We start from the raw sequence: 20,762 nt of genomic DNA on the forward strand, positions 1-20,762 counted from the left end.
CTTCCCACCCCGCAGGCAGGGCGCCGAGGGCGCTCTGCCGACCTCTCTTTGTCCCCTTTTCCTACGTCCCTTCGAAAAAGGTTTACTCATCTAGCAGGAAAATTCCCATATTTGTTCCTACACTCAAAATCACACCCCAAGACCGAGTGCATGAACAAGGAAGGTCAAGAACATGACACATAAAAACACCTCTCAACGTGTCTGGAATACCACCTTCGCTCCACAGTCAATTTTCTGATCAAGCCAATAAAAGGAACACTCCTTTAGTCACTGCCCCTGCCAATTTCCTCCATTTGGAAGGTTGCACGTGGATGAAATAGTTGCGTTTTACCCAGCATAGCCGTCGTTCGATTTGCCCTCTTATCAAGCAGGGTGAAGTAGCCGAACAGAGAGTCTGGAGTGCAATGAGGGATGTTTTATGCGAGAAAAGTCGTCAGTCGATAGCCTGTTTCTGACCCGTGCTGGATTTGTTGAATTTTTTGTTGTTTTCGTCAAGTTGGTACATGGCCTGACTGCGATTTTGCCGCCGCTGGTGCTGGTGTTGTTCCTTGACCCGCTGGAACCAGAGATGCGCTCCCACTTTCTCGGTCTGCTGCTGTTTTTCGCAGTCCTGAGCATTATTCTGTTTCAGGCCCTGGGGATTTACTCCGAAGAGCTGTTCAGCAATCGCCTGCGCCTGCGCACCAGTATCGTCGCCTGGTCCGCGGCGTTCTGCATCTTGCTGTTCATGTACCAGATCCTGCAGTTTTTCCCGCAATTGACCCCGCGCAACCTGGTGGTCTGGTACATCGCCAGCCTGGGTTTGTTTTGCGTAGAACGCCTGGTGATGCTGCGCCTGTATCGCAACCTGATGCGCAAGGGCAAGTACCTGCAACGTACGGTGATCCTGGGCTTTACCGACACCGCCGTACATATTGCCGACCACTTGCAACGCAATGGCGATATCCGCTCCGGCCTGATCGGCTTCATTGACGACCGCACCGAGCGCATTCCCAAGGAATTGAGCAACCTGCCCTTGCTGGGCAACACCCGTGACCTGGAAAAACTGATCCGCGCCGAGCAGGTCAACCAGGTGATGATCTGCCTGCCATGGGCCGCCGAGCAGCGTATCCACGGGCTGGTCAACCGCCTGCGGCAGATGTCGGTGAACGTGATGCTGGTGCCCGACATGGCCGCCCTGCGCTACGGCCACAGCCGCATCACCGACGTGGGCGGCATCCTGATGTTCAATACCTCGCAGTTGCCATTGCGCGGCTGGTCGCCGTTTATCAAGCGCTGTGAAGATTTACTGCTGGCCAGCCTGGCCCTGGTGGCGTTGTCGCCGGTGATGCTGCTCACAGCCATCGCCATCAAGCTCGACTCCAAGGGCCCGGTGCTGTTTCGCCAGAACCGCTATGGCTACAACGACAACGAAATTCGCGTGTTCAAGTTCCGCTCGATGTTCACCGACCAGAGCGACTTCACCGCCGAACAGCAGACCACCCGCAAAGACCCGCGCATTACCCGCGTGGGCCGCATCATTCGCAAAACCAGCATCGATGAGCTGCCGCAGCTGTTCAATGTGCTGCTGGGCAATATGTCCATGGTCGGCCCGCGCCCGCATGCCACGGCCACCAAAGCCGCAGGCATCCCCTTCGAAGTGGCGGTGAGCGAGTACAGTTCGCGCCATCGCGTCAAGCCAGGCATCACCGGCTGGGCGCAAATCAACGGCTATCGGGGCGAGACCGATACCCTGTTCAAAATCCAGAAACGTGTCGAGTACGACCTGGAGTACATCTCCAAGTGGTCGGTGTGGTTTGACTTGTACATCGTCTTCATGACGGTCCCGGCCGTCCTCTCCACCAAGGAAGTCTATTGATGAACACCCTCAACGGATTAATTCCCTGCATCATTTCCGGTGGTTCGGGCACGCGGCTGTGGCCGGTCTCGCGGCAGAACATGCCCAAGCCCTTCATGCGCATGCGTGACGGCCAGAGCCTGTTGCAAAAGACTTTCCAGCGCGCAGCCAAGTTGCCCGGCGTGGAAAGCGTGCTCACGGTGACCAACCGCGACCTGCTGTTTCGTACCCTGGATGACTACCGTGGGGTCAACAAGGCCCACTTGCCCCTGGATCTGCTGCTCGAACCCTTCGGGCGCAACACCGCTGCGGCCATCGCCGTGGCGGCCTTGCATGTGCAGGAGCATTTCGGTGACAGCGCACAGCTGCTGGTGATGCCCGCCGACCATCTGATCCTCAATGAAGTCGCGTTTGCCGAGGCGGTGGCCCAGGCGCGCGACCTGGCTGAAGCCGGCTACCTGGTGACCTTCGGCATCCAGCCCGATCACCCCGAAACCGGTTTTGGCTATATCGAAAAAGGTGATGCGCTGGGCACCGGCAACCGCGTCAAACGCTTTGTCGAGAAACCCGACCTGGCCACCGCGCAAGCCTACCTCGACGGTGGCAAGCACCTGTGGAACGCCGGCATGTTCTGCTTCAAGGCCGGCACCCTGGTGGACGAACTCGCCGCCCATGCCCCCGAGGTGCTGACCGCTGCCAGAGCCGCTTTGGAACACAGCCATGGCCTGCAAAACAAAACCTCACGCCAGCGCGAACTCGATGCGGATGCGTTCGCCAGCGCGCCGGACATTTCCATCGACGTGGCCTTGATGGAGAAGTCCAAGCAAGTCGCCGTGGTGCCCTGCGATATCGGCTGGAGCGACATCGGTTCCTGGGAAGCGCTGCGCCAGCTCACGCCCAGCGATGCGCATGGCAACCAGGTCAATGGCGAAGCGATTTTGCATGACGTGCACAACTGCTACATCGACTCGCCCAAGCGCGTACTCGGCGCCGTCGGCGTGCGCGACCTGATCATCGTCGACACCCCCGATGCGTTGCTGATCGCCGACGCCAACCGCAGCCAGGATGTGCGCTACATCGTCGCCGAACTCAAGCGCCAGAACCACCCGGCGTTCAGCTTGCACCGCACCGTCACCCGGCCGTGGGGCACCTACACGGTGCTGGAGGAAAGCAGCCGCTTCAAGATCAAGCGCATCGTGGTCAAGCCCCAGGCTTCGCTGTCGTTGCAGATGCACCATCACCGCAGCGAGCACTGGGTGGTGGTCAGTGGTGCCGCGCAGATCACCAATGGCGAGCGTGAGTTTTTGATCAATGCCAACGAGTCCACTTACATCCCGGCCGGGCACAAGCACCGCCTGACCAACCCCGGCATCATCGACCTGGTGATGATCGAAGTGCAAAGCGGCGAGTACCTGGGCGAGGACGACATCGTGCGCTTTGACGACATCTATGGGCGTGCACCGGCAGAAGTGAAGAAGTGATATGCGCACCTCGTTGATCATCCCGACCCGCAACGCGTCCAGCCACCTGGCGCGACTGCTGCCTGCGCTGCACATGCAGACGCTGCAACCGGACGAGATGCTGGTGGTCGACAGCGCCTCCAGCGATGACACCGTGGCGCGCTTTCGCGAGTTCGGCGCCCGGGTCGAGGTGATCGACGCGCGTGATTTCAACCACGGCGGCACACGCCGCTGGGCCAGTGAGCAAGTGAGCGGTGACGCACTGATCGTGATGACCCAGGACGCGATCCCCGCCGATGCCGAGACCTTCGCCAACCTGCTCGATGAACTGCAGCAAGACCCGCTCACCGGCGTGGCCTACGGGCGCCAGTTGCCACACCCCGGCGCCGGCGTACTGGGCGCGCAGTCGCGGCACTTCAATTACCCGGACCAAAGCCGCACCAAGCGCATGGCCGACGCGCCCACGCTCGGGATCAAAACCTGCTTCAGCTCCGACTCGTTTTGCGTGTACCGACGCAGCGCCTTGCAGGCCGTCGGCGGCTTCCCCGCCGATGTCATCGGCAGCGAAGACGCCTACGTCGCCGCACGCCTGCTGCTCGAAGGCTACACCGTGCGTTACGCCGCCACGGCGCGGGTGTACCACTCCCACGATTACCGACTCATGGATGAGTTCCACCGCTACTTCGACATTGGCGTGTTCTACGGTCGCGAGCCGTGGATTCGCCAGGCGTTCGGCGATGCCGGCGGTGAAGGTAAACGCTATGTACTGGCTGAGCTCGCGGCATTGCGCGCAGCCGGTGCATTGCACCGCGTGCCCGAAGTACTGGTGCGCAGCGCGTTCAAGTTGCTCGGCTACCGGCTGGGCCATCTGGAACGTCGGCTCCCCCTCGCCCTCAAGCGGCGCATCAGCATGTTCCCCGGTTATTGGAGGTGAGCATCATGACCTACAGGAAGTCCCCCTTGATGAAACGAACCTTGCTCGTCCTGGCCATGATGGCGTTGGCCGCCTGCAATACGCCCGCACGCATCGTCCCGCCGGATAACCAGACCGTTGAAGACGGCAAACGCGCCCTCGACCAGCTTGCGCAGCTGCCACCGGCGGTGGAGCGCATCCGCATCGGCGACCAGTTGCGCATCGTGCGGGATGCCGGGGAAATGCCGACGCTGTCGGCGTTCAACGTCAGCACCATTTATGAGCTGACGCTGTACACGGTGCAGACCGACGGCAAGATCAACTACCCGTTCCTAGGGCCGATCCAGGTCGCCGGGCGCCAGCCCTCGGAGCTGGCCACCGAACTGAGCAACAAGCTCGCGCCGGTGTATCGCGAACCGCGGGTGACAGTGAATATCAACCAGGCACCGGGCAACTCGGTGATCGTCGGCGGCGCGGTGAATAACCCCACCGCCGTGCAGCTGGGCACGGCCAACACCCTGGAACAAGCCATCGTCGGTGCCGGTGGGGTCAACCCATCGGGCAACGCGAGCATGGTCGCGCTGCTGCGCGAAGATGCCCAGGGTGCTTATCACGCCTACTTCCTGGATTTCAGCCAATACCTCAAGCCCGGCCCCAACGGGCGTAAACCGGTGCACCTGCAACGCGGCGATGTGGTGTTCGTGCCCAAATCCAACGTCGGCGAGCGCATCCAAGGGGTGGATACCTACTTGAACCAACTGATCCCGTTCACCAAGTCGATCGGGGTTGGCTACAACTACACCCGAACCAGCGGCGGCAATAACTGAAGGAGCGACATCCCATGATCGAGATCCGTTCTTTTCGTGATCTTCTGCGCCTGTTCTTCATCTTTCGGCACGAGTTCAAACTGGCGGCGATCGCGGCGCTGGTGATCATCTTGCTGGGGGCCTTTTTGCTGCCGGCCAAGTACGAATCCACCGCGCGCCTGCTGGTCAAGCCGGGGCGTGATTCGACCTTGCCGATCGAGATCAGCAACCGCCAGGCCATCGTGATGCCCAGCACCCAGCGCGACCCGATTGTCGACGAAGAGCGCCTGCTGACCGGGCGGCCGATTGTGCGCACAGTGGCCGAGCATTACCTGGAAGTGATCGCCAACGCACCACCGCCGGAAGGCTTCTGGAAGCGCACCAAGTACTACGTCAAGGAAGGTGTGGGCGCGGTATTCGACGGGATTCGCGTGGTACTGGAGACTGTCGGCATCCTGGAAAAAACCACCCCCGTGGAGCGCCTGGCCGCCAGCCTTGAGAAAAACTTCGAGGTCAGCCACGCCGTGGGTTCCACGGTGATGGATATCAGCTTTCGCTGGGGTGACCCGCAAATCGCCCAACAGGTGGTCAAGGATTGGGTCGAGACCTACATCGCCGAACGCACCCAGGCACTGGGCCGCAAGAGCCTGTATGCCTTCTATGAAGGCCAGGTGAACACCAGCGCCACCGAGATCAAAAGCTACAAGGAGCAGATCCTCAAGCACTTGAACGAGATCGGCGCGGCGAGCATCACCGACCGCCTGGAAGACTTGTCCGAGCGCATCAATGTGCTGCGTGGCGAGACCTTCAACACCACGCGTCTGATCGCTTCTTCCGACAGCGCGATCCAGAGCACCCGCAACCAGCTCAAGGGCCAGCCCAAGGAAGTCACCACGGTGCGCCAGATCGCACTGAACCCGCAGCAACAGGATTTGCGTCGCCTGCTCAACCAGAAGCTGCTGGAAAAGGCCGACATGATGCGCACCTACACCGATAACGCGCCGCCGGTCAAAGCCCTGGACGCGTCGATTCGGGCGATGCAGGCGCAGGTGGCCGGTGAAAGCAACACGGTGCAAAGCTCGGAAAACCGCGCGCCGAACACCCTCGAAATTCACTTGCAGCGCGTGCTGCTGGATGAGTCGAGCAATAACCTGGCGCTGCGCACCCAGCTGGTTCAACAACAGAAACAACTGGTCAACCTTGAAGCGCAACGCAAGGAGGCGCTGGAGATTGAACCGGAGCTGACCCGCCTTTCCCGCGAGCTGAGCGCCACCGAGCGCAACTACGCGCTGTATGTGGACAACCTGGAAAAATCGCGCATCGACCGTGAGCTGGACAAGAGCCAGATCAGCAACATTGCAGTGATCGAAGAAGCCACCCTGAACCCAGGCCGGATCTTCCCGAAAACCCTGCTGATGCTGCTGTTGGCGATTCCGTTCTCGATCGTCGTCGGCCTGCTGGTGATCTACCTGTGCTACCTGCTCGACCAGCGCATTCACGATGGCGGCTTGGTGGAGCGCAAATTCGGCCTTCCGCTGTGGACCACCCTGCCGGAGCTGGACACCAGCACCGCGCAAGGTACCAACGCATTCAATGCGAGCATTTACCGCCTGTATGGGCTGCTGCAGTTGGAGCGCATTGCCGAGCGCGGCATGACGTTGGGGCTGACCTCGGCACGCCATGGCGAAGGCGTGACCTTTGTGGTCGAACAACTGCGCCAGTTGCTGCAAGAGAACGGCATCAACGTGCGGGTCGGCGGCGCGCAACCGGCGGCGCCCGGCGAGCTGGTCCTGCTGGATGCCTCGGCGCTGCTGGATAACCGCGATGCCTTTATCAACCTGCGTCGCGCCGACCTGATCGCTTTGGTGGTGGAAGCGCAGAAAAGCACGGTGCCGGTGGTGGAACACGCGCTGTCGATTCTTAACACCGCGTTCGGCAAGGTGGATGGCATCATCATCAACCGGCGTAAATTCGAAGTGCCGGCCAAGGTGCTCAAAACCATCGCCAAATACCGGGGAGCGTTCTGATGCGCATCGCCCTGCTCGCGCCTTTGCCACCGGAAAAAAACGGGATCGCCGATTACGCGAACCATTTCAAGACGGCCTTGGAGCAGTTGGGCGTGACGGTGGCGACACCGTTGAGCGGCGTGGAAGGCAGCAGCGCCGCGATCCGGCAGGCGATCGCCGGTTTCGACTGGCAACGCGTGGACCTGGTCCACGCCGAGCTGGGCGGCGGGCGGTTGGGGGAGTTCCTGGCCCTGCGCGAGTTGCGCAAGGCTCATCCCACGCTGCCGCTGACCGCCACCGTGCACGACCCCGAACGCATGGTCTGGCGGCGGGAGCACCTGCCCTTTCCACTGAACCTGCTGGAGCGTCTGCCCAGCCCATTGCCACAAGCGGCCGTGGTGCTGGCCGACCCGCTGACCTTGGGTGAAGAACGCCAGGTCGCCCAGGGCCTGACGCGGCTGATTACCCTCACCCGCCTGGGCGCCGATTGTTTGTCCCAACGCATGCAACTGCCGGCCGGCAAGGTGGCGGTGATCAACCACGCCAACCTGGCGATTGCGCCGGCACCGTTGCCGTCGCTGGACACCTTGCACCTGCTGTATTTCGGCTTTATCTACCGTGGCAAAGGCATTGAAGACCTGTTGCAGGCGTTGGCCGATGTCTTCAAGCAAGCCCCCGAATTGCGTGACCGTGTGCGCCTGACCCTGGCCGGTGGCACGGCCGCCGAAATGGCGTTTGGCGCAGGCGGCAATTACCTGGAGCAGTTGAACGGCCAGATCGCCGACCTCGGCCTGGCGGGTGCCATCGACTGGCGGCTGAACCTGCCGGCGGGCGAGATTGCGCAGACGATCCAGGCGCACCATGTGATGGTGCTGCCGTACCGCGAATCGAAAAAACTCGGCCTGCTGGGGCGCCAGCGTGGCACCAGTGGCGCGCTGTCCTGGGCCGCGGCGTGTGGGCGCGGGGCGATCACTTCGGATGCCCGCGCGTTTGCCGAAGAAGTCGCCAGCGGCAATGGCGCGATTTATCCCCAAGGTGATGTGGCGGCCTTGAGTGCACAGCTGCTGCGCCTGGCGCGCACACCGACCCTGGCCCGCGACTGGGCCGACCGCGCCGGTGAAATCGGCCGCGAGCGCCTGTGGCCATTGACCGCGCAGAAGTTCAAGCAGCTCTTTGAACAGGCCATTGCAGGAGCACCTTATGGCAGCTAAACGCACGTGGTTAGCCACCCTGGCCGTGGTCGCGGCAATCGGCCTCAGCGTCTTTATGTGGGGGCGCCAGGCCGACGCCGAAAACCATGTGCTCAAGGGCAACAAGGTGGTGGTGTGGAAGGACTTTCTGGGGGTTAACGCGCAGTTCCTGTGGTTCAGCCCGACGCTGTATCAGCTGCAAATCAACCGTCTCAAGGCCCTGGGCCTGCAATGGGTGCGCCTGGATCTGCATTGGGACCAACTGGAGCCCGCTGAGGGCCAGTATCAGGTCGCGACCCTGGATCAGTTGGTCGCCAACCTGCAAACCAACCAGCTCAAATCGGTGTTCTACCTGGTGGGCTCGGCGCCTTTCGCCACCACCGCGCCGGTCGGTGCGCCGTATCAGGACCAGTACCCGCCCAAGGACCCGAATGTGTTCGCCAACCGCATGGCGCTGTTGTCGCAACGCTACCCCAGCGTCGATGCCTGGCAAGTCTGGAACGAACCCAACCTGCTCGGCTTCTGGCGCCCGACGGCCGACCCGGCCGGCTATGCCAACTTGCTCACCGTCAGCGCCGCCGCCTTGCGCGCAGTGAATGCCAACAAACCGGTGGTGGCCGCCGGCATGGCATTCTTCAGCGAAATGCCCAACGGCCAGACTATGCTCTCGGCCCTTGGCGCATTGGGTGTGGCCCGTTTGAACACGGTGATTTCCTATCACCCTTACACGCAGCTGCCCGAAGGCAACGACCCGTCTAACCTGGACTTTATCGCCAAGACCACGGCGCTCAACCAGTCCCTGCGCGCCGCTGGCGTGCACACCCTGTGGAGCACCGAGTGGGGCTGGTCGACCTACCCCGGCCCCAAAGACGCCCAGGACTTGATTACCTTGCAGGGCCAGGCTGATTATGTAGTACGCCGCGTGGCACTCATGAGCGCGATGGATTTCGACAAAATCTTCCTGTTCACCTTGAGCGACCTCGACCAGCGCGCCAGCGTGCGCGACCAGTCTTACGGCTTGCTCGACATCGATGCCAACCCCAAGCCGGTCTACACCGCCTTGAAGAACTTCCTCGACGTCAGCGGCCCGCAACTCACACCCGGCGACCCGCCCACCGCCGACCAATTGCCGGACGGCTTGTTCAGCATCGGCTGGACCCGCGCCGACGGCCACAAACTCTGGTATTTCTGGTCGGCCCAGGGCGGCAACGCGCACTTGCCCGGCCTGGCCGGCGCGACCCTGTACGACCCGCTGCGCGGCACGCAAACCCCGCTGAGTGGCACCGACGGCCTGACCGTACCGGTCAAGTCAAACCTGCAAATTCTGTTATGGGATTGAGGCCTGCCATGCGCATTTTATGGATCCTGCCCTACTCACCCTGGCCCGCCACCAGCGGCGGCAAGACCCGCCAGTTCCACCTGCTGCGCAGCCTGGCCGCGCGCGGGCATCGGATCACCCTGCTGCTGCATGACAAGCACCCGGTGTCGCTGACCGACCGCCAGGTGCTGGAAGCCTTCCTCGAGCAAGTGATCATCCTGCCGCGCCGCCCGCTGCGTAGCCTCAAGACCCTGGTGGCCGGGCTGTTGGCGCCCTACCCGCTGCTGGCGAGTGTGAATGGCCTGTCGGCGGGCTTGCAGGACACCTTCGAGCAACTGCTTAACGAGCATTGGGACGTGGTGCAGATCGAGCACACCTACACGTTCCAACCCTACGAAGACGCGCTGGCACGCAAATCCCAGCCGTTCGTGCTGACCGAACACAACGTGGAGTCGGCGTTGGGCGCCGCCACCTATGACCGCCTGCCGCGCTGGGCGCTGCCGTTCATTCGCTACGATCAATGGCGCTACAGCCGCTGGGAACACCGGGTGATGCGCCAGGCGGCGCAGGTGGTGGCGGTGACCGAAACGGACGCGCAAGTGCTGGCCAAAATCGCCGGCAAACCGGTGCCCGTGGTGGTCAATGGCGTGGACTGCGATCACTTCGCCGCCGCCCATCCCGACCCGTCGACCCGCCGTGTGTTGTTCCTCGGCAACTATGAGTACGCGCCCAACGTGGACGCCATCGAGTGGGCGCTGGATGAGATCCTGCCCAAAGTCTGGGAGCGCTGCCCGGACGCGCGCATGAGCGTGTGCGGGTTCGGCATGCCTGGCAGCTGGCGCGAGCGTTGGAAAGACCCGCGCATCGAGTGGCAAGGGTTTGTGCCGAACCTGTTGAACCTGCAATCGAGCTGCTCGGTATTCCTGGCGCCGCTGCGCCATGGCGGCGGCTCCAAATTGAAAGTGCTCGAAGCGCTGGCCGCCGGGTTGCCCCTGGCAAGCACCGAGCAAGGTGTGTCGGGCCTGGACTTGGTGGAAGGCCTGGACTACCTCGGCGGGCAAAGTGCCGACAGCCTGGCGGATGCCGTGGTGCGCCTGCTGCAATTTCCCGAGGCCGCCGCGCCCATGGGTGAAGCCGGCCGCGCCTATGTGCGCCGGGCCCATGACTGGAGTGTCGCCGCCAGCCAGCTGGAGCAGGTGTATGGCTTGCTGGCGCCACTCAATCAAAAGGAAACCGTATGCGTGTAGGCCTGGATTACCGCACCGTCGGCACCTCACCGCAATCGGGCATCAGCCGCCAGGTGTATGCGCTTGAAACCGCCTTGCGCAGTTTGCCCGGCATCGAACTTGAGCGCTTCACCGTGGCGCCGCTGGGCGATGAGACGCGCTTGCAGGCCCACTGCCCGGCCTGGGGCTGTGCGAAGACGGCCATGCATCAGCCGCAGAATCGTTTGAGGTTCGAGGCCGGTTTCCTGCCACGGGCCTTGCGTGAACAACAGATCGACCTGTACATCAGCACCTTCAACATGGGCCTGCCACTGCCACCCAAGCCCAAAGGCTTGCGCACCGTGGTATTGCTGCACGACCTGTTCCAGATCACGTTGAACAACTACCACGCCAACCGTTTAAAGGCGTTGATCTACAAAACCAGCGATCGCCTGTCGATCAGCTATGCGGTACACAGCGCCGACCGGGTGTGGACGCCGTCGCAGTACAGTGCCGATGAAACCACGCGGTTGTTTCCCAAGGCCGCCGGCAAAGTGCGCGTGCTGCCCAATCAGGTCGATGGTTTTATCGAACTGGCGGCGGACCTCACCGCGCGCCAGCTGCCGCCGCGTTATTGGCTGTTGGTGGGCACCCGGGAACTGCGCAAGAACGTGCCGTTTCTGGTGGACGCCTGGCAACAAGCGCGCAGCCTCTCCCCCGCCGTACCGGAGCTGGTATTGGTCGGCAGCCTCGACCACCTGCCCGAAGCCCAGCGCCGCCTGTCGGGGATTCACGCTCTGAGCGGCGTGTCGGATGCCGAGCTGCACGCCTTGTACCGCCAGGCCTCGCGCCTGTGGCAGCCGTCCTATGCCGAAGGCTTTGGCTTGCCGGTGATCGAAGCGCTGAGCGTCGGCACGCCGGTGGCGGTGGCCAGCGGCACCTCGCTGGATGAAATCACCCCGCCGTCGGCGCCGCGCTTTTCGCCCACCGATGGCCCGGCGCTGGTGCAATTGATGCTGGGCCTGAGCGATCAGGCGGATGAAGAGTCACCCGCGCAACGTCGGCAATGGGCACAGCGTTACAACCCGCTTGCCTATCGCCAACGCCTGGCCGAACTGATCGAGGAATTGAAATGAGATTCTCCCTGGCAAGCCTCGTCGCCATCCTGTTCGGCCTGCTGTTCGGTGCACTCGCCTTGATGCTGTCACCGGCCAAGGCGTTTCTCGCGGTGATCGGCCTGGCCGCTGCGGTGACCATTTTGCGCTTCCCGTTCTGGGGCTTGCTGCTGTTCGCCGGGATGGCAACCTTTATGCCTTACTCCACGCTCAACCTGGGTATTCGCAGTACGGTCAGCGAAGCGATCCTGGCGCTGACCTGGGGCGCGGTGCTGTGGCACAGCTTTCTGGCCCGCGTGCCGGCCACACCCAGCCTCACTCGCCGCCCCACCGACCAGATGCTGCTGTGGCTGATGCTGTTCAGCGTGTTCCCGTTTATCGTTGGCCAGGTCACCATTCACGCCGACAGCAGTGGCGTGGCGAACTGGCTGCGTTGGTTGCTGAACCTGTCGGGGGTGTTTCTGGCCGCCAAGTTGCTGGTCGACCACAAGCACCGCGAATCGCTGGTGATCGCCCTGTTGCTGGGCACCCTGGCGATGCTGGTGCTGTCGATTGCGGTGTTCGTGCGCACGCGCTCGGGCGCCGGCATTGCGCCGGTGCTGGCGCTGTTCAATTACGGCAACTTCGACACCCTCAAATTCGGCCTGGAGGCGATGTCCTCGCGTATGGGTTCGCCGTGGATGCACCCGAATGCCATCGGCGGGATCATGGCCCTGTTGCTGCCCTTGGCCTTCTGCTTCGGCATGACCGAACAGGGCTGGAAGCGTGGGCTGGGCCTGGGCGTGGCGTGCCTGGGGGCCGCCGCCTTGCTGCTGGCCAGTAGCCGTGGGGCGATGGTCAGCCTGGCGTTGGTGCTGATCTGGATGGCCACGCGCCGCGTGCCGTATACCGGCCGCTTGTTGATGATCGGTGCGGCGCTGACCGTGGCGCTGGTGATGGCTTACCCGCCGTTGCAGGACCGCCTGGCGACGATTTTCTCCTCGGATAACGCCAGTACCGCAATCCGTTTCGACGAATACCGCATGTTCCCCCAGGCGGTGGCAGCCTACCCGTTCGGCATCGGCTTCAAGGTCGACCCGCCGGTGCCGGGCACGCACTTTCTGGGGATCTCCAACCTGTGGCTGAACTACGTCTACAAGATCGGCATTGTCGGCATGCTGTTGTTTATTGCCGTGACAGTGCGCTGGTGGCGTGAAGCGCGCCCGGAAAAAGGCCCGATCCGCCTGACCAAAGACAACGCGCTGTGGCTGGGCAGCACGGCCGGGATTCTGGCGGCGCTGGTCAGCGGCCTGTTTGACCACTACTTCAGTTTTGCCGTGGTGATGGTGTCGCTGTTCTGGCTGATGGTCGGCATCAATGTGTTGGAGGCCCGCCGACTGTTTCCGGCGCGCCTGCCGCAGGTCAAGACCGTGGTGTACCGCAAGCCACTGCTTGACGGCGTGCGGCCTTAACCATGCTCGGCTCTGCCGTCTGGCTGACGCTTGCGACCTTGCTGGGCCTGTGCCTGGGGTTCGCCCGCGAATGGCTGCTGGTGGCCGCGTGGGGCGCCGGAGAACGCAGTGACGCCTTCCTCATCGCGCTGTTTTTGCCCGAGGCGTTGCGCATGTCGTTGGCCGGTGGCGTCTTGAGCGCCGCCGCATTGCCGCTGTACCTGGCACGCAAGGACGGCGAACGCCTTGACTGGCTGGCAGTGCTGTTCCCGGCCTTGATGTTGATCGCGCTGGTCACCAGCCTGGTGCTGACGTTGCTGGCGCCGTGGCTGGTGCAATTGCTCGGGCCGGGGTTGGTGGCCAGTGCCACGGCGCTGGCCGCCAGCAACCTGCAAATCGTCGCCTGGTGCGTGCCCGGCCTGATGCTGCATGCGCTGTTCAGTATTCCATTGCAGGCCAGCGAGCGATTTGTGCTGGCGGGGTTGGGCTCGTTGCTGTTCAACCTGCCGCCGGTGACCTACCTGGCGTTGGCGGGCACGGCCACGCAACCGCATTCCCTCGCCTTGGCGTGCCTGGCCGGCAGCCTGTTGATGCCGCTGGCGTTGCTGCCGTCGATCTGGCGCCAGGGCTGGCGGCCGTGGCGCTGGCGACTGGCCTTTGCGCCGCTGCGCGAGCTGGGCCAGCGCATCGGGCCGCTGTTACTGAGCAATGGCGCCAGCCAGGGCCTGGCCTTGATCGAACGGCTGGTGGCGTCGCTGCTCGGCGAAGGCGCGGTGACTTGGGTCAACCTCGCCCGCAAGCTGATGAACCTGCCGCTGATTGCGCTGATGAGCCTCAACCAGGTGCTGCTGGGCATGATGAGCCGACGCCAGGGCGATGAGCGCCTGGCCCTGCTCAAGCGCGGCCTCGAAACCGCCAGCGTGCTGACTTTGCCGGCCGGTGTTGGCCTGGTGGCGGCAGCGCCGAGCCTGGTGGCCCTGCTGCTGCCCAAACAATCGGCGGACTCACCGTTGCCGCTGCTGCTGGCTTGGTTTGCCGTGCCGCTGGTGTTCGGCGCCTGGAATGCCTTGCTTGCGCGTTATGCCTATGCCGCCGGCGATACGCGCCAGCCGCTGCGTTGCGAGCTGCTCGGCAGCCTGGTCAATGTGCTGCTGCTGGGCGTGCTGCCGTTTGTGTTTGGCCTGGCGGGTATTCCCTTGGCCGCACTGGCAGGTGTGATTTGCACCGCACTGCTGCTGATGCAACACCAGGCACTACTCAATGCTTTGCCCTGGACGCGGCACTGGCTGCTCAGTGCGCTGGTGATGAGCCTGGCGGCGCTGTTGCTGTTTCCAATTCAAGGTATCTGGCTGCAACTGGGATTAAGCACCCTGGCCGGCGCCGGGGTGTTGCTGGGCATGGGGCTGTGGCTCAAGCCATGGCGCAAGGCATGAATGATCGGTCGGGGGCAGTCGGATGAAACATCGTTGGGTTCAAATGGATATCGCCAAGGGCATCGGCATCCTGCTGATCGTGTATGGCCACAGCTGGTTCGTGGCCAACTCCCTGGAGTTGCAGTATCCGATCATCGCTTCGTTCATATTGCCGCTGTTCTTTTTCCTCTCCGGGGTGTTCTTCAAGCCCGAGCAACCCTTTGTGGAGATGGCAGTGCGCAAGGCCGACGGCCTGCTCAAGCCGTTTTTCTTCACCATGCTGGTGTACGTGCTGGTGCGCGATGTACTGCGCGGTCAACCGCTGCTGCCGGATGTCGGCGGCGTGTTGTATGCCTCGGTGGACACCATCCCCTGGCAGGCGCTGTGGTTTCTGCCGCACTTCTGGGTGGCGATTCTGTTCAGTTGGCTGATGCTGCGCCTGATCCAGCGCCTGAAGCTGTCACTGCCCGTCAGTTGCCTGCTGATCGTGGTGCAACTGCTGATCGGCATCCGGGTTTTGCCGTGGTTCTGGCAAATACCGGTGACGGTCGGCGGGCAGACCTGGACGCTGCCTGGCTTACCCTTCGGCCTCGAGATAACCCTGATCAGCAGCACTTACTTCATCTACGGCTACCTGCTGCGCGACTGGCTGCGCAGGCATGAGGGTTCGCTGCTGACGCTGGTGATTTCGGTGGTGTTGTTCGCCGCGGTATTTCTCTACAGCCACGACACCATGGACCTGGCGCAGCGGCGCTACGACCATTGGCTGTGGACCAGCCTGCTGGCGGTGATCGGTGTGTACGCGAGCTGGTCACTGGCGCGGGTGCTGATGGCGTCGGCGGTCATCACGCGGGTGATGACGTATATCGGGCAGTCCACTTTGATTCTGTTGATTTTTCATGGAGAGATTCAGCATAAGACCGTTGCCCTGATGGAGCGCGTGGGCCTGCATCCGTTGCTGTCGGCGTGTATCGGTTTGGTGGTGGCGGTGGTGGTGCCGTTGCTGATCGGGGAAATGATCAAGCGGGTGGCGTTCTTGCGGTTTTTCTACTTTCCGTTTCCAGTGCGTAAGGCGCCAAAACCTTTGGAACAACGCTGAACCCATGTGGGAGCTGGCTTGCCTGCGATGGCATCAACTTGGTTTACATGACACACCGAGGTGTCTGCATCGCAGGCAAGCCAGCTCCCACATTTAGACCGCGTTGGGTCAGGTAGACAGGCTTTTGCCTTGCACTTGATCTGGCTCTTGCTTCAACCACTCAGGTCGGCTTTCAGGCCGCCGTGCTGTAGATTTTGATTTTGATCTGAGGCGCCCCGTTAACCACGATGGCCGAATGCAGGCTTGAATCCGTGGGCAACCCGGCAGGACGCCGGGTTAGCCGCGCTGGGCCAAGGATGGCCCATCGCGGCGGCCCACGGATTCAAGCCGGAGTGAGGGCACACCGAGCCAGAGCGAGGTGCCGAGTGGTGGGGCACAGACCTTTTGGTTACTTTTGGGGCGTTTGCCAAAAGTGACCCGCTGTAAGAGCGGAACCAATAGAAGCCATTACCGCAGAAATGGATATGCACACCAACAAACCGCCATCGCAGGCAAGCCAGCTCCCACATTGACTATGTCTGCTCAATCATCAAGTTGTGAGGCGGCGGGTTTGCTGCCGGCCTTTGCGGGCTTGGCAGGTTTACCATTCTTGGCAGGCGCAGCTGCAGCAGCAGGCTCAGGCTCAGCCGGTGCGGCGAGGTCTTTTTCAGCCTGGGGCATCTGGTCAATGGCGCTGAAAAACTCCTTCAAGTCGAGGGTATCCGGTGGCACGGTCTTCTCGAGTTTCTTCTCGCCGTCCTTGCCCACCAGGATCACCTTGGTGCCACTGCCAGCGCCCAGCTTGAGGGCACGAATCAGCGCATTGGTCTCCGGCGGCGTGAGCTTCTTGTTGTCCTTGGCATCCTTGGCGAACTTCTCGCCTTCAGCGCCGATACTGCCGAACTTAACGGTGTAGAACACCATGTTGCGTTCTTCAAAGGACTGCTTGTTGGCAGGCTCGTCCAGCTGTTTCTTGAGGGTCGCCAATGTTTCGTTGCCGGAATCAAGTTCCACCACCACCAGTGGGCGGGACTTGTTCAAGTCCTGCTTGAGTGGGTTGATATCATCCGCGGCCAACAGCGGCCCCGTAAAAGCCATCAAGGTAGCCAGGGTCAGCGACCGGATGAGCATGCGCACCTCCTTTGAATTCCATGCAGGGTTCTTGAGTTTCATGTCTGCGACAGTCAATTTCAAGGATGATTCCTACACCTCGTTAAGAAGCGTAGGTCAGTAAGCCTGCCACGCAAGGGCGCAAATGGGGTTATCAGTCATTGTTTCTTCTGATTGCGGAACCATTACGAGGCGTTCTATTGCGGCCAATGCCGTGCAAACACTGGCGCCACCACCGGGTCGGCATCCACCCGCGCCAGCGTTTGGGCAAAGCCTGGCGCGAGGTTGTTCAACACCTCCCGTGCCGCGTCCCAACGCGACACCGCGGCGGCCATAATGCCCAGGGCGTTCGGCACATTGCCGGGGGCGAACAACTGGTCGGCAAACTGCTCGGCGAACACCACCCAGGCCTGGTGCAGGTAACGGCGCGTGCCGCTGACCAGTTGCGCCTGTGCGGCGTCATCCACATGGCCCAGCCAGCGTTGCGGGTAGTCGATGATGCCGACCGCCGAATAGCAATTGGCGGCGATGTATACCAGCCCGCGCAGGATCTGCGCACGGTTGCCGGCAAGCAGCTCGGAGGCGGGAAATTCCAGGCCCAGGTGGATCAGGATCGCGGCGCTTTCGGTCAGCACTTGCCCATCGGGCGTCACCAACGTGGGGATTTGTTTGAGTGGGTTGATGCGGGCCAGGGCATCACTGCCTTCGCTGTCTTCCCAGGAACTGGCGTCGATTCGCCGCCACGGCACCGCGCAACGCTGCAGGGCGATTTCGATCATGCAGGAACCGGATTCGTCGATGCCGTAGAGCGTGTACATGGGCGGTATCTCCTTAGCGCCGCAACTTGGCTTGCAAGCTGGCCTTCACCTGCGGCCATTCCGAATCGATGATGCTGAACCGCACCGAGTTGCGCTTGCGCCCGTCGGGCATGATGCGCTCGTGGCGCACAATGCCCTCTTGCACGGCGCCAAGGCGCAGGATCGCGGCGCGGGATTTTTCGTTGAGCTCATCGGTGGTGAATTGCACCCGCACACAGTCGAGCACTTCAAAAGCGTAGGTCAGCAACAGGAGCTTGGCTTCGGTGTTGATGCCGGTTTTTTGCGTGGACTCGGCCAGCCAGGTGTGGCCGATTTCCAGCTTGCGATTGACCCGGTCGACCTTCCAGAACCGCGTGCTGCCCACCACCTGGCCAGTGCCTGCGCGCACCAGAGTGAAGGGGATCATGCTACCCGCGTCGCGGCCGGCCAAGGCCGTGTCGAGGTAGGTGTCGATGGTGTCCGGGCCTGGCACGTTGGTGACCTTCAGGTTCCACAATTGGCCGTCGGCAGCCGCTTCAAGCAAGGCAGCCTTGTGCTCGCGTTGCAGGGGCTGGAGTTCGACCGTGCTGCCGGTCAAGGTGATCTGAGTCATGGGAGCTGCGCCGTCTGAGGGTGTCGTCAGAGGCCAAGAGTGCAGGCTCGCCCCACGTGCAGGCAAGCGTTTTAAAACAGGCCCATTTGCCCGCCGACCAGCGTGCCGAAATCATCATTTACGAACGGCAGGATCGCATCGGCCACCGGCTGCAATTGCCGGGTGACGTAGTGGTCGTAGTCGATCGGCGCCTGGCGCACTTCCAGCGGCTGCGGGCCGTTGACCGTGATCACATAGCTGATCCAGCCGCCGCGCTGGTACTGGCGCGGGCGCCCCAGACGGTCATTGTATTCATCCGCCAGGCGTGCGGCGCGCACATGCGGCGGCACGTTGCGCTCGTAGTCGTCGAGTGGGCGGCGCAGGCGTTTGCGGTAGATCAGCAGGTCGTCGAGTTCACCGCTCAAGGTACGCCGCACATAGTCGCGTACGTAGTCTTGATACGGCTGGCGATGGAAGATGCGCTGATAGAGTTCCTGCTGGAATTGCCGGGCCAGGGGCGACCAGTCGCTGCGCACGGTTTCCAGGCCTTTGTAGACCATTTCTTCGCTGCCGTCGCCGCGTACCACCAAACCCGCATAGCGCTTTTTGCTGCCCTCCTCGGCGCCGCGAATGGTCGGCATCAGGAAGCGGCTGAAGTGGGTTTCGTATTGCAGCTCCAGGGCGCTTTGCAGGCCGAATTCGTTGTGCAGATGCGCGCGCCACCACTCGTTGACGTGCTGCACCAGTTCACGGCCGATGCGGCTGGCGTCATCCGCAGCATGCGCGCTGCCGAGCCAGACGAAGGTGGAATCGGTGTCGCCGTAGATTACGTCATACCCCTTGGCCTCCACCAGTTCACGGGTCTGGCGCATGATCTGGTGCCCACGCATCGTGATCGAAGACGCCAGCCGCGTATCGAAAAACCGGCAGCCGCTGGAGCCAAGCACGCCGTAAAACGCATTCATGATGATTTTAAGGGCCTGGGACAACGGCGCGTTGTGTTCACGCTTGGCCACTTCGCGGCCTTCGGACACCCGCGCGACAATCGATGGCAGGCAATGCCGGGTGCGGGAAAAACGTGCACCGCGAAAGCCCTCTACCGACTCGCTGTCGTCCGGGTGCTTGAGGCCTTCGACCAGGCCCACCGGGTCGATGAGAAAACTGCGGATGATCGACGGGTAAAGGCTTTTGTAGTCCAGCACCAGCACCGATTCATAGAGGCCGGGACGCGAGTCCATCACGAACCCGCCGGGGCTGGCCTGGGGCGGTTTGTCGCCCAGGTTTGGCGCGACGAAGCCCTGGCGGTGCATCAGCGGCATATACAGGTGCGTGAACGCCGCCACCGAGCCGCCATTACGGTCGGCCGGCAGCCCGGTGACGCTGGCGCGTTCGAGCAGGAATTTGAGCAGTTCGGTCTTGGCGAAAATCCGCGTGACCAGCTCGCAGTCCTTGAGGTTGTAGCGCGCCAACGCGGGCTTGTCCTCGGCGAACATGCGGTTGATTTCGTCCATGCGCTGGTACGGCGTGGAGATGTCCTTGCCTTCGCCGAGCAGGGTTTGCGCGACGTTTTCGAGGCTGAAGGATTCGAAACTCCAGGTGGCCGAACGCAAGGCCTCGATGCCGTCGATTATCAGCCGCCCGGCTGCGGCGGCGAAGTAGTGGTTGCGGCTGCCATGTTCGCGCCAGGCCATGGCCTCACCACCACGCCCGAGCAGCAGCGGCACATTGAGACGCTGGGCATGTTCGTGGAGCACACGCAGGTCGAATTGCACCAGGTTCCAGCCGATGATTGCATCGGGGTCGTGGGCGGCCAGCCATTGGTTGAGGCGTTCGAGCAGTTGGGCGCGGGTATCGCAATAGTCAAGCTTGAAGTCCACTGCATCGGTTTTGTTTGGCGGGCCGAGCATATACACCTGGCGCTCGCCGCAGCCTTCCAGGGCAATGGAATACAGATCGCCTTGGGCGGTGGTCTCGATGTCCAGGGACACCAGTTTGAGCGGCGGGCGATAGTCCGGCGCGGGTTTCATCTGCGCCTCAAGCAAGGTGCGGCTGGCATCCGGCGTGCCGCCAAACCACACGGGCGCGGTAATGAAACGCTCCATCATGTAACGCTCGGGCGGGCGCACGTCGCCTTCGTAAACGTCGACACCGGCGGCGCGCAGGCGCTTTTCCAGGTCCATCAACTGGCGGTGCTGGCGGGTGTAGAGACCAAGGACGGGACGATGGTGAAAATCGCACAATTGCAACGGCCGCAGTTCGATGTCGCGCTCGCCCTTGAGCAACCAGTCGAGCGGCTTGCGATGGGCTTGCGGGATAAACATCACCGAGGTTTGCACGGGTAGGCGCACACAGCGTGGGCCCTGGTCGGTGGCCAGCCAGAAACTGACCTCCGTGCCCGCCGCCGTGTCGCGCCAATGCCGGGTCAGGACAAAACCCTGCTGTAAATCCACCGTACCGCACCTCAGGAATCGCTCTCAGGGCGTGATTCTACTC

16 protein-coding genes are annotated in these 20,762 nt (G+C 62.4%); 12 read left to right on the forward strand and 4 right to left on the reverse strand.

Features of this window, described 5'->3' with window-relative positions; all coding sequences use genetic code 11:
- The first annotated feature begins 418 nt into the window (after positions 1-418).
- The 12 genes from QF043_RS18740 to QF043_RS18795 are packed head-to-tail and all read left to right on the forward strand — an operon-like array spanning position 419 to position 15,791.
- Positions 419-1,858 carry an undecaprenyl-phosphate glucose phosphotransferase gene (locus tag QF043_RS18740; RefSeq protein WP_307419737.1) on the forward strand — a complete coding sequence of 480 codons (1,440 nt, stop codon included), beginning with the start codon at positions 419-421 and terminating at the stop codon, positions 1,856-1,858.
- On the forward strand, positions 1,858-3,318 hold the full coding sequence (locus tag QF043_RS18745) for a mannose-1-phosphate guanylyltransferase/mannose-6-phosphate isomerase (RefSeq protein WP_307419739.1): 1,461 nt from the start codon (positions 1,858-1,860) through the stop codon (positions 3,316-3,318). Before QF043_RS18740 ends, QF043_RS18745 begins: the two co-directional genes overlap by 1 nt.
- Before the next feature lies 1 nt (position 3,319).
- Complete coding sequence (locus QF043_RS18750; protein WP_307419740.1) at positions 3,320-4,231, forward strand: glycosyltransferase family 2 protein; 912 nt, start codon at positions 3,320-3,322, stop codon at positions 4,229-4,231.
- Between the two features lie 29 nt (positions 4,232-4,260).
- A complete protein-coding gene (locus QF043_RS18755) occupies positions 4,261-5,037 on the forward strand; it encodes a polysaccharide biosynthesis/export family protein (RefSeq protein ID WP_307419742.1) in 777 nt (258 codons plus the stop codon).
- 14 nt (positions 5,038-5,051) lie between these two features.
- Entirely contained in the window at positions 5,052-7,043 is a 1,992-nt protein-coding gene (locus tag QF043_RS18760) for an exopolysaccharide transport family protein (RefSeq protein WP_307419743.1), read from the forward strand.
- Positions 7,043-8,233: a glycosyltransferase gene (locus QF043_RS18765; protein WP_307419745.1), complete on the forward strand. Its 1,191-nt coding sequence runs from the start codon at positions 7,043-7,045 to the stop codon at positions 8,231-8,233. The genes QF043_RS18760 and QF043_RS18765 overlap by 1 nt, the downstream gene beginning before the upstream one ends.
- Entirely contained in the window at positions 8,223-9,551 is a 1,329-nt protein-coding gene (locus QF043_RS18770; protein WP_307419746.1) for a beta-galactosidase, read from the forward strand. The genes QF043_RS18765 and QF043_RS18770 overlap by 11 nt, the downstream gene beginning before the upstream one ends.
- 8 nt (positions 9,552-9,559) lie before the next feature.
- The gene (locus QF043_RS18775) at positions 9,560-10,777 is read left to right on the forward strand and encodes a glycosyltransferase family 4 protein (protein ID WP_307419747.1); all 1,218 of its coding nucleotides are present in this window, start codon (positions 9,560-9,562) and stop codon (positions 10,775-10,777) included.
- Positions 10,768-11,871, forward strand: coding sequence for a glycosyltransferase family 1 protein (locus tag QF043_RS18780; protein WP_307419748.1), 1,104 nt, complete (start codon positions 10,768-10,770; stop codon positions 11,869-11,871). Before QF043_RS18775 ends, QF043_RS18780 begins: the two co-directional genes overlap by 10 nt.
- Positions 11,868-13,301 carry an O-antigen ligase gene (locus QF043_RS18785; RefSeq protein WP_307419749.1) on the forward strand — a complete coding sequence of 478 codons (1,434 nt, stop codon included), beginning with the start codon at positions 11,868-11,870 and terminating at the stop codon, positions 13,299-13,301. Before QF043_RS18780 ends, QF043_RS18785 begins: the two co-directional genes overlap by 4 nt.
- Before the next feature lie 2 nt (positions 13,302-13,303).
- Positions 13,304-14,713 carry a lipid II flippase MurJ gene (locus QF043_RS18790; protein WP_307419750.1) on the forward strand — a complete coding sequence of 470 codons (1,410 nt, stop codon included), beginning with the start codon at positions 13,304-13,306 and terminating at the stop codon, positions 14,711-14,713.
- 22 nt (positions 14,714-14,735) lie between these two features.
- On the forward strand, positions 14,736-15,791 hold the full coding sequence (locus QF043_RS18795; protein WP_307419751.1) for an acyltransferase family protein: 1,056 nt from the start codon (positions 14,736-14,738) through the stop codon (positions 15,789-15,791).
- 522 nt (positions 15,792-16,313) lie between these two features.
- Here QF043_RS18795 and QF043_RS18800 read toward each other — a convergent pair.
- The 4 genes from QF043_RS18800 to QF043_RS18815 form a co-directional block, all read right to left on the reverse strand.
- The gene (locus QF043_RS18800) at positions 16,314-16,901 is read right to left on the reverse strand and encodes a DUF4174 domain-containing protein (protein ID WP_056858813.1); all 588 of its coding nucleotides are present in this window, start codon (positions 16,899-16,901) and stop codon (positions 16,314-16,316) included.
- 176 nt (positions 16,902-17,077) lie between these two features.
- Positions 17,078-17,698: a glutathione S-transferase gene (locus QF043_RS18805; protein ID WP_307419752.1), complete on the reverse strand. Its 621-nt coding sequence runs from the start codon at positions 17,696-17,698 to the stop codon at positions 17,078-17,080.
- Positions 17,699-17,711: 13 nt separating this feature from the next.
- Complete coding sequence (locus QF043_RS18810; RefSeq protein WP_307419753.1) at positions 17,712-18,290, reverse strand: GNAT family N-acetyltransferase; 579 nt, start codon at positions 18,288-18,290, stop codon at positions 17,712-17,714.
- Positions 18,291-18,361: 71 nt separating this feature from the next.
- Entirely contained in the window at positions 18,362-20,719 is a 2,358-nt protein-coding gene (locus QF043_RS18815) for a DNA polymerase II (RefSeq protein ID WP_307419754.1), read from the reverse strand.
- Positions 20,720-20,762 lie beyond the last annotated feature (43 nt).

Origin of the sequence: Pseudomonas sp. W3I7, assembly GCF_030816095.1 — a bacterium.
In the GTDB taxonomy this organism is placed as follows: Bacteria; Pseudomonadota; Gammaproteobacteria; order Pseudomonadales; family Pseudomonadaceae; genus Aquipseudomonas; species Aquipseudomonas salomonii.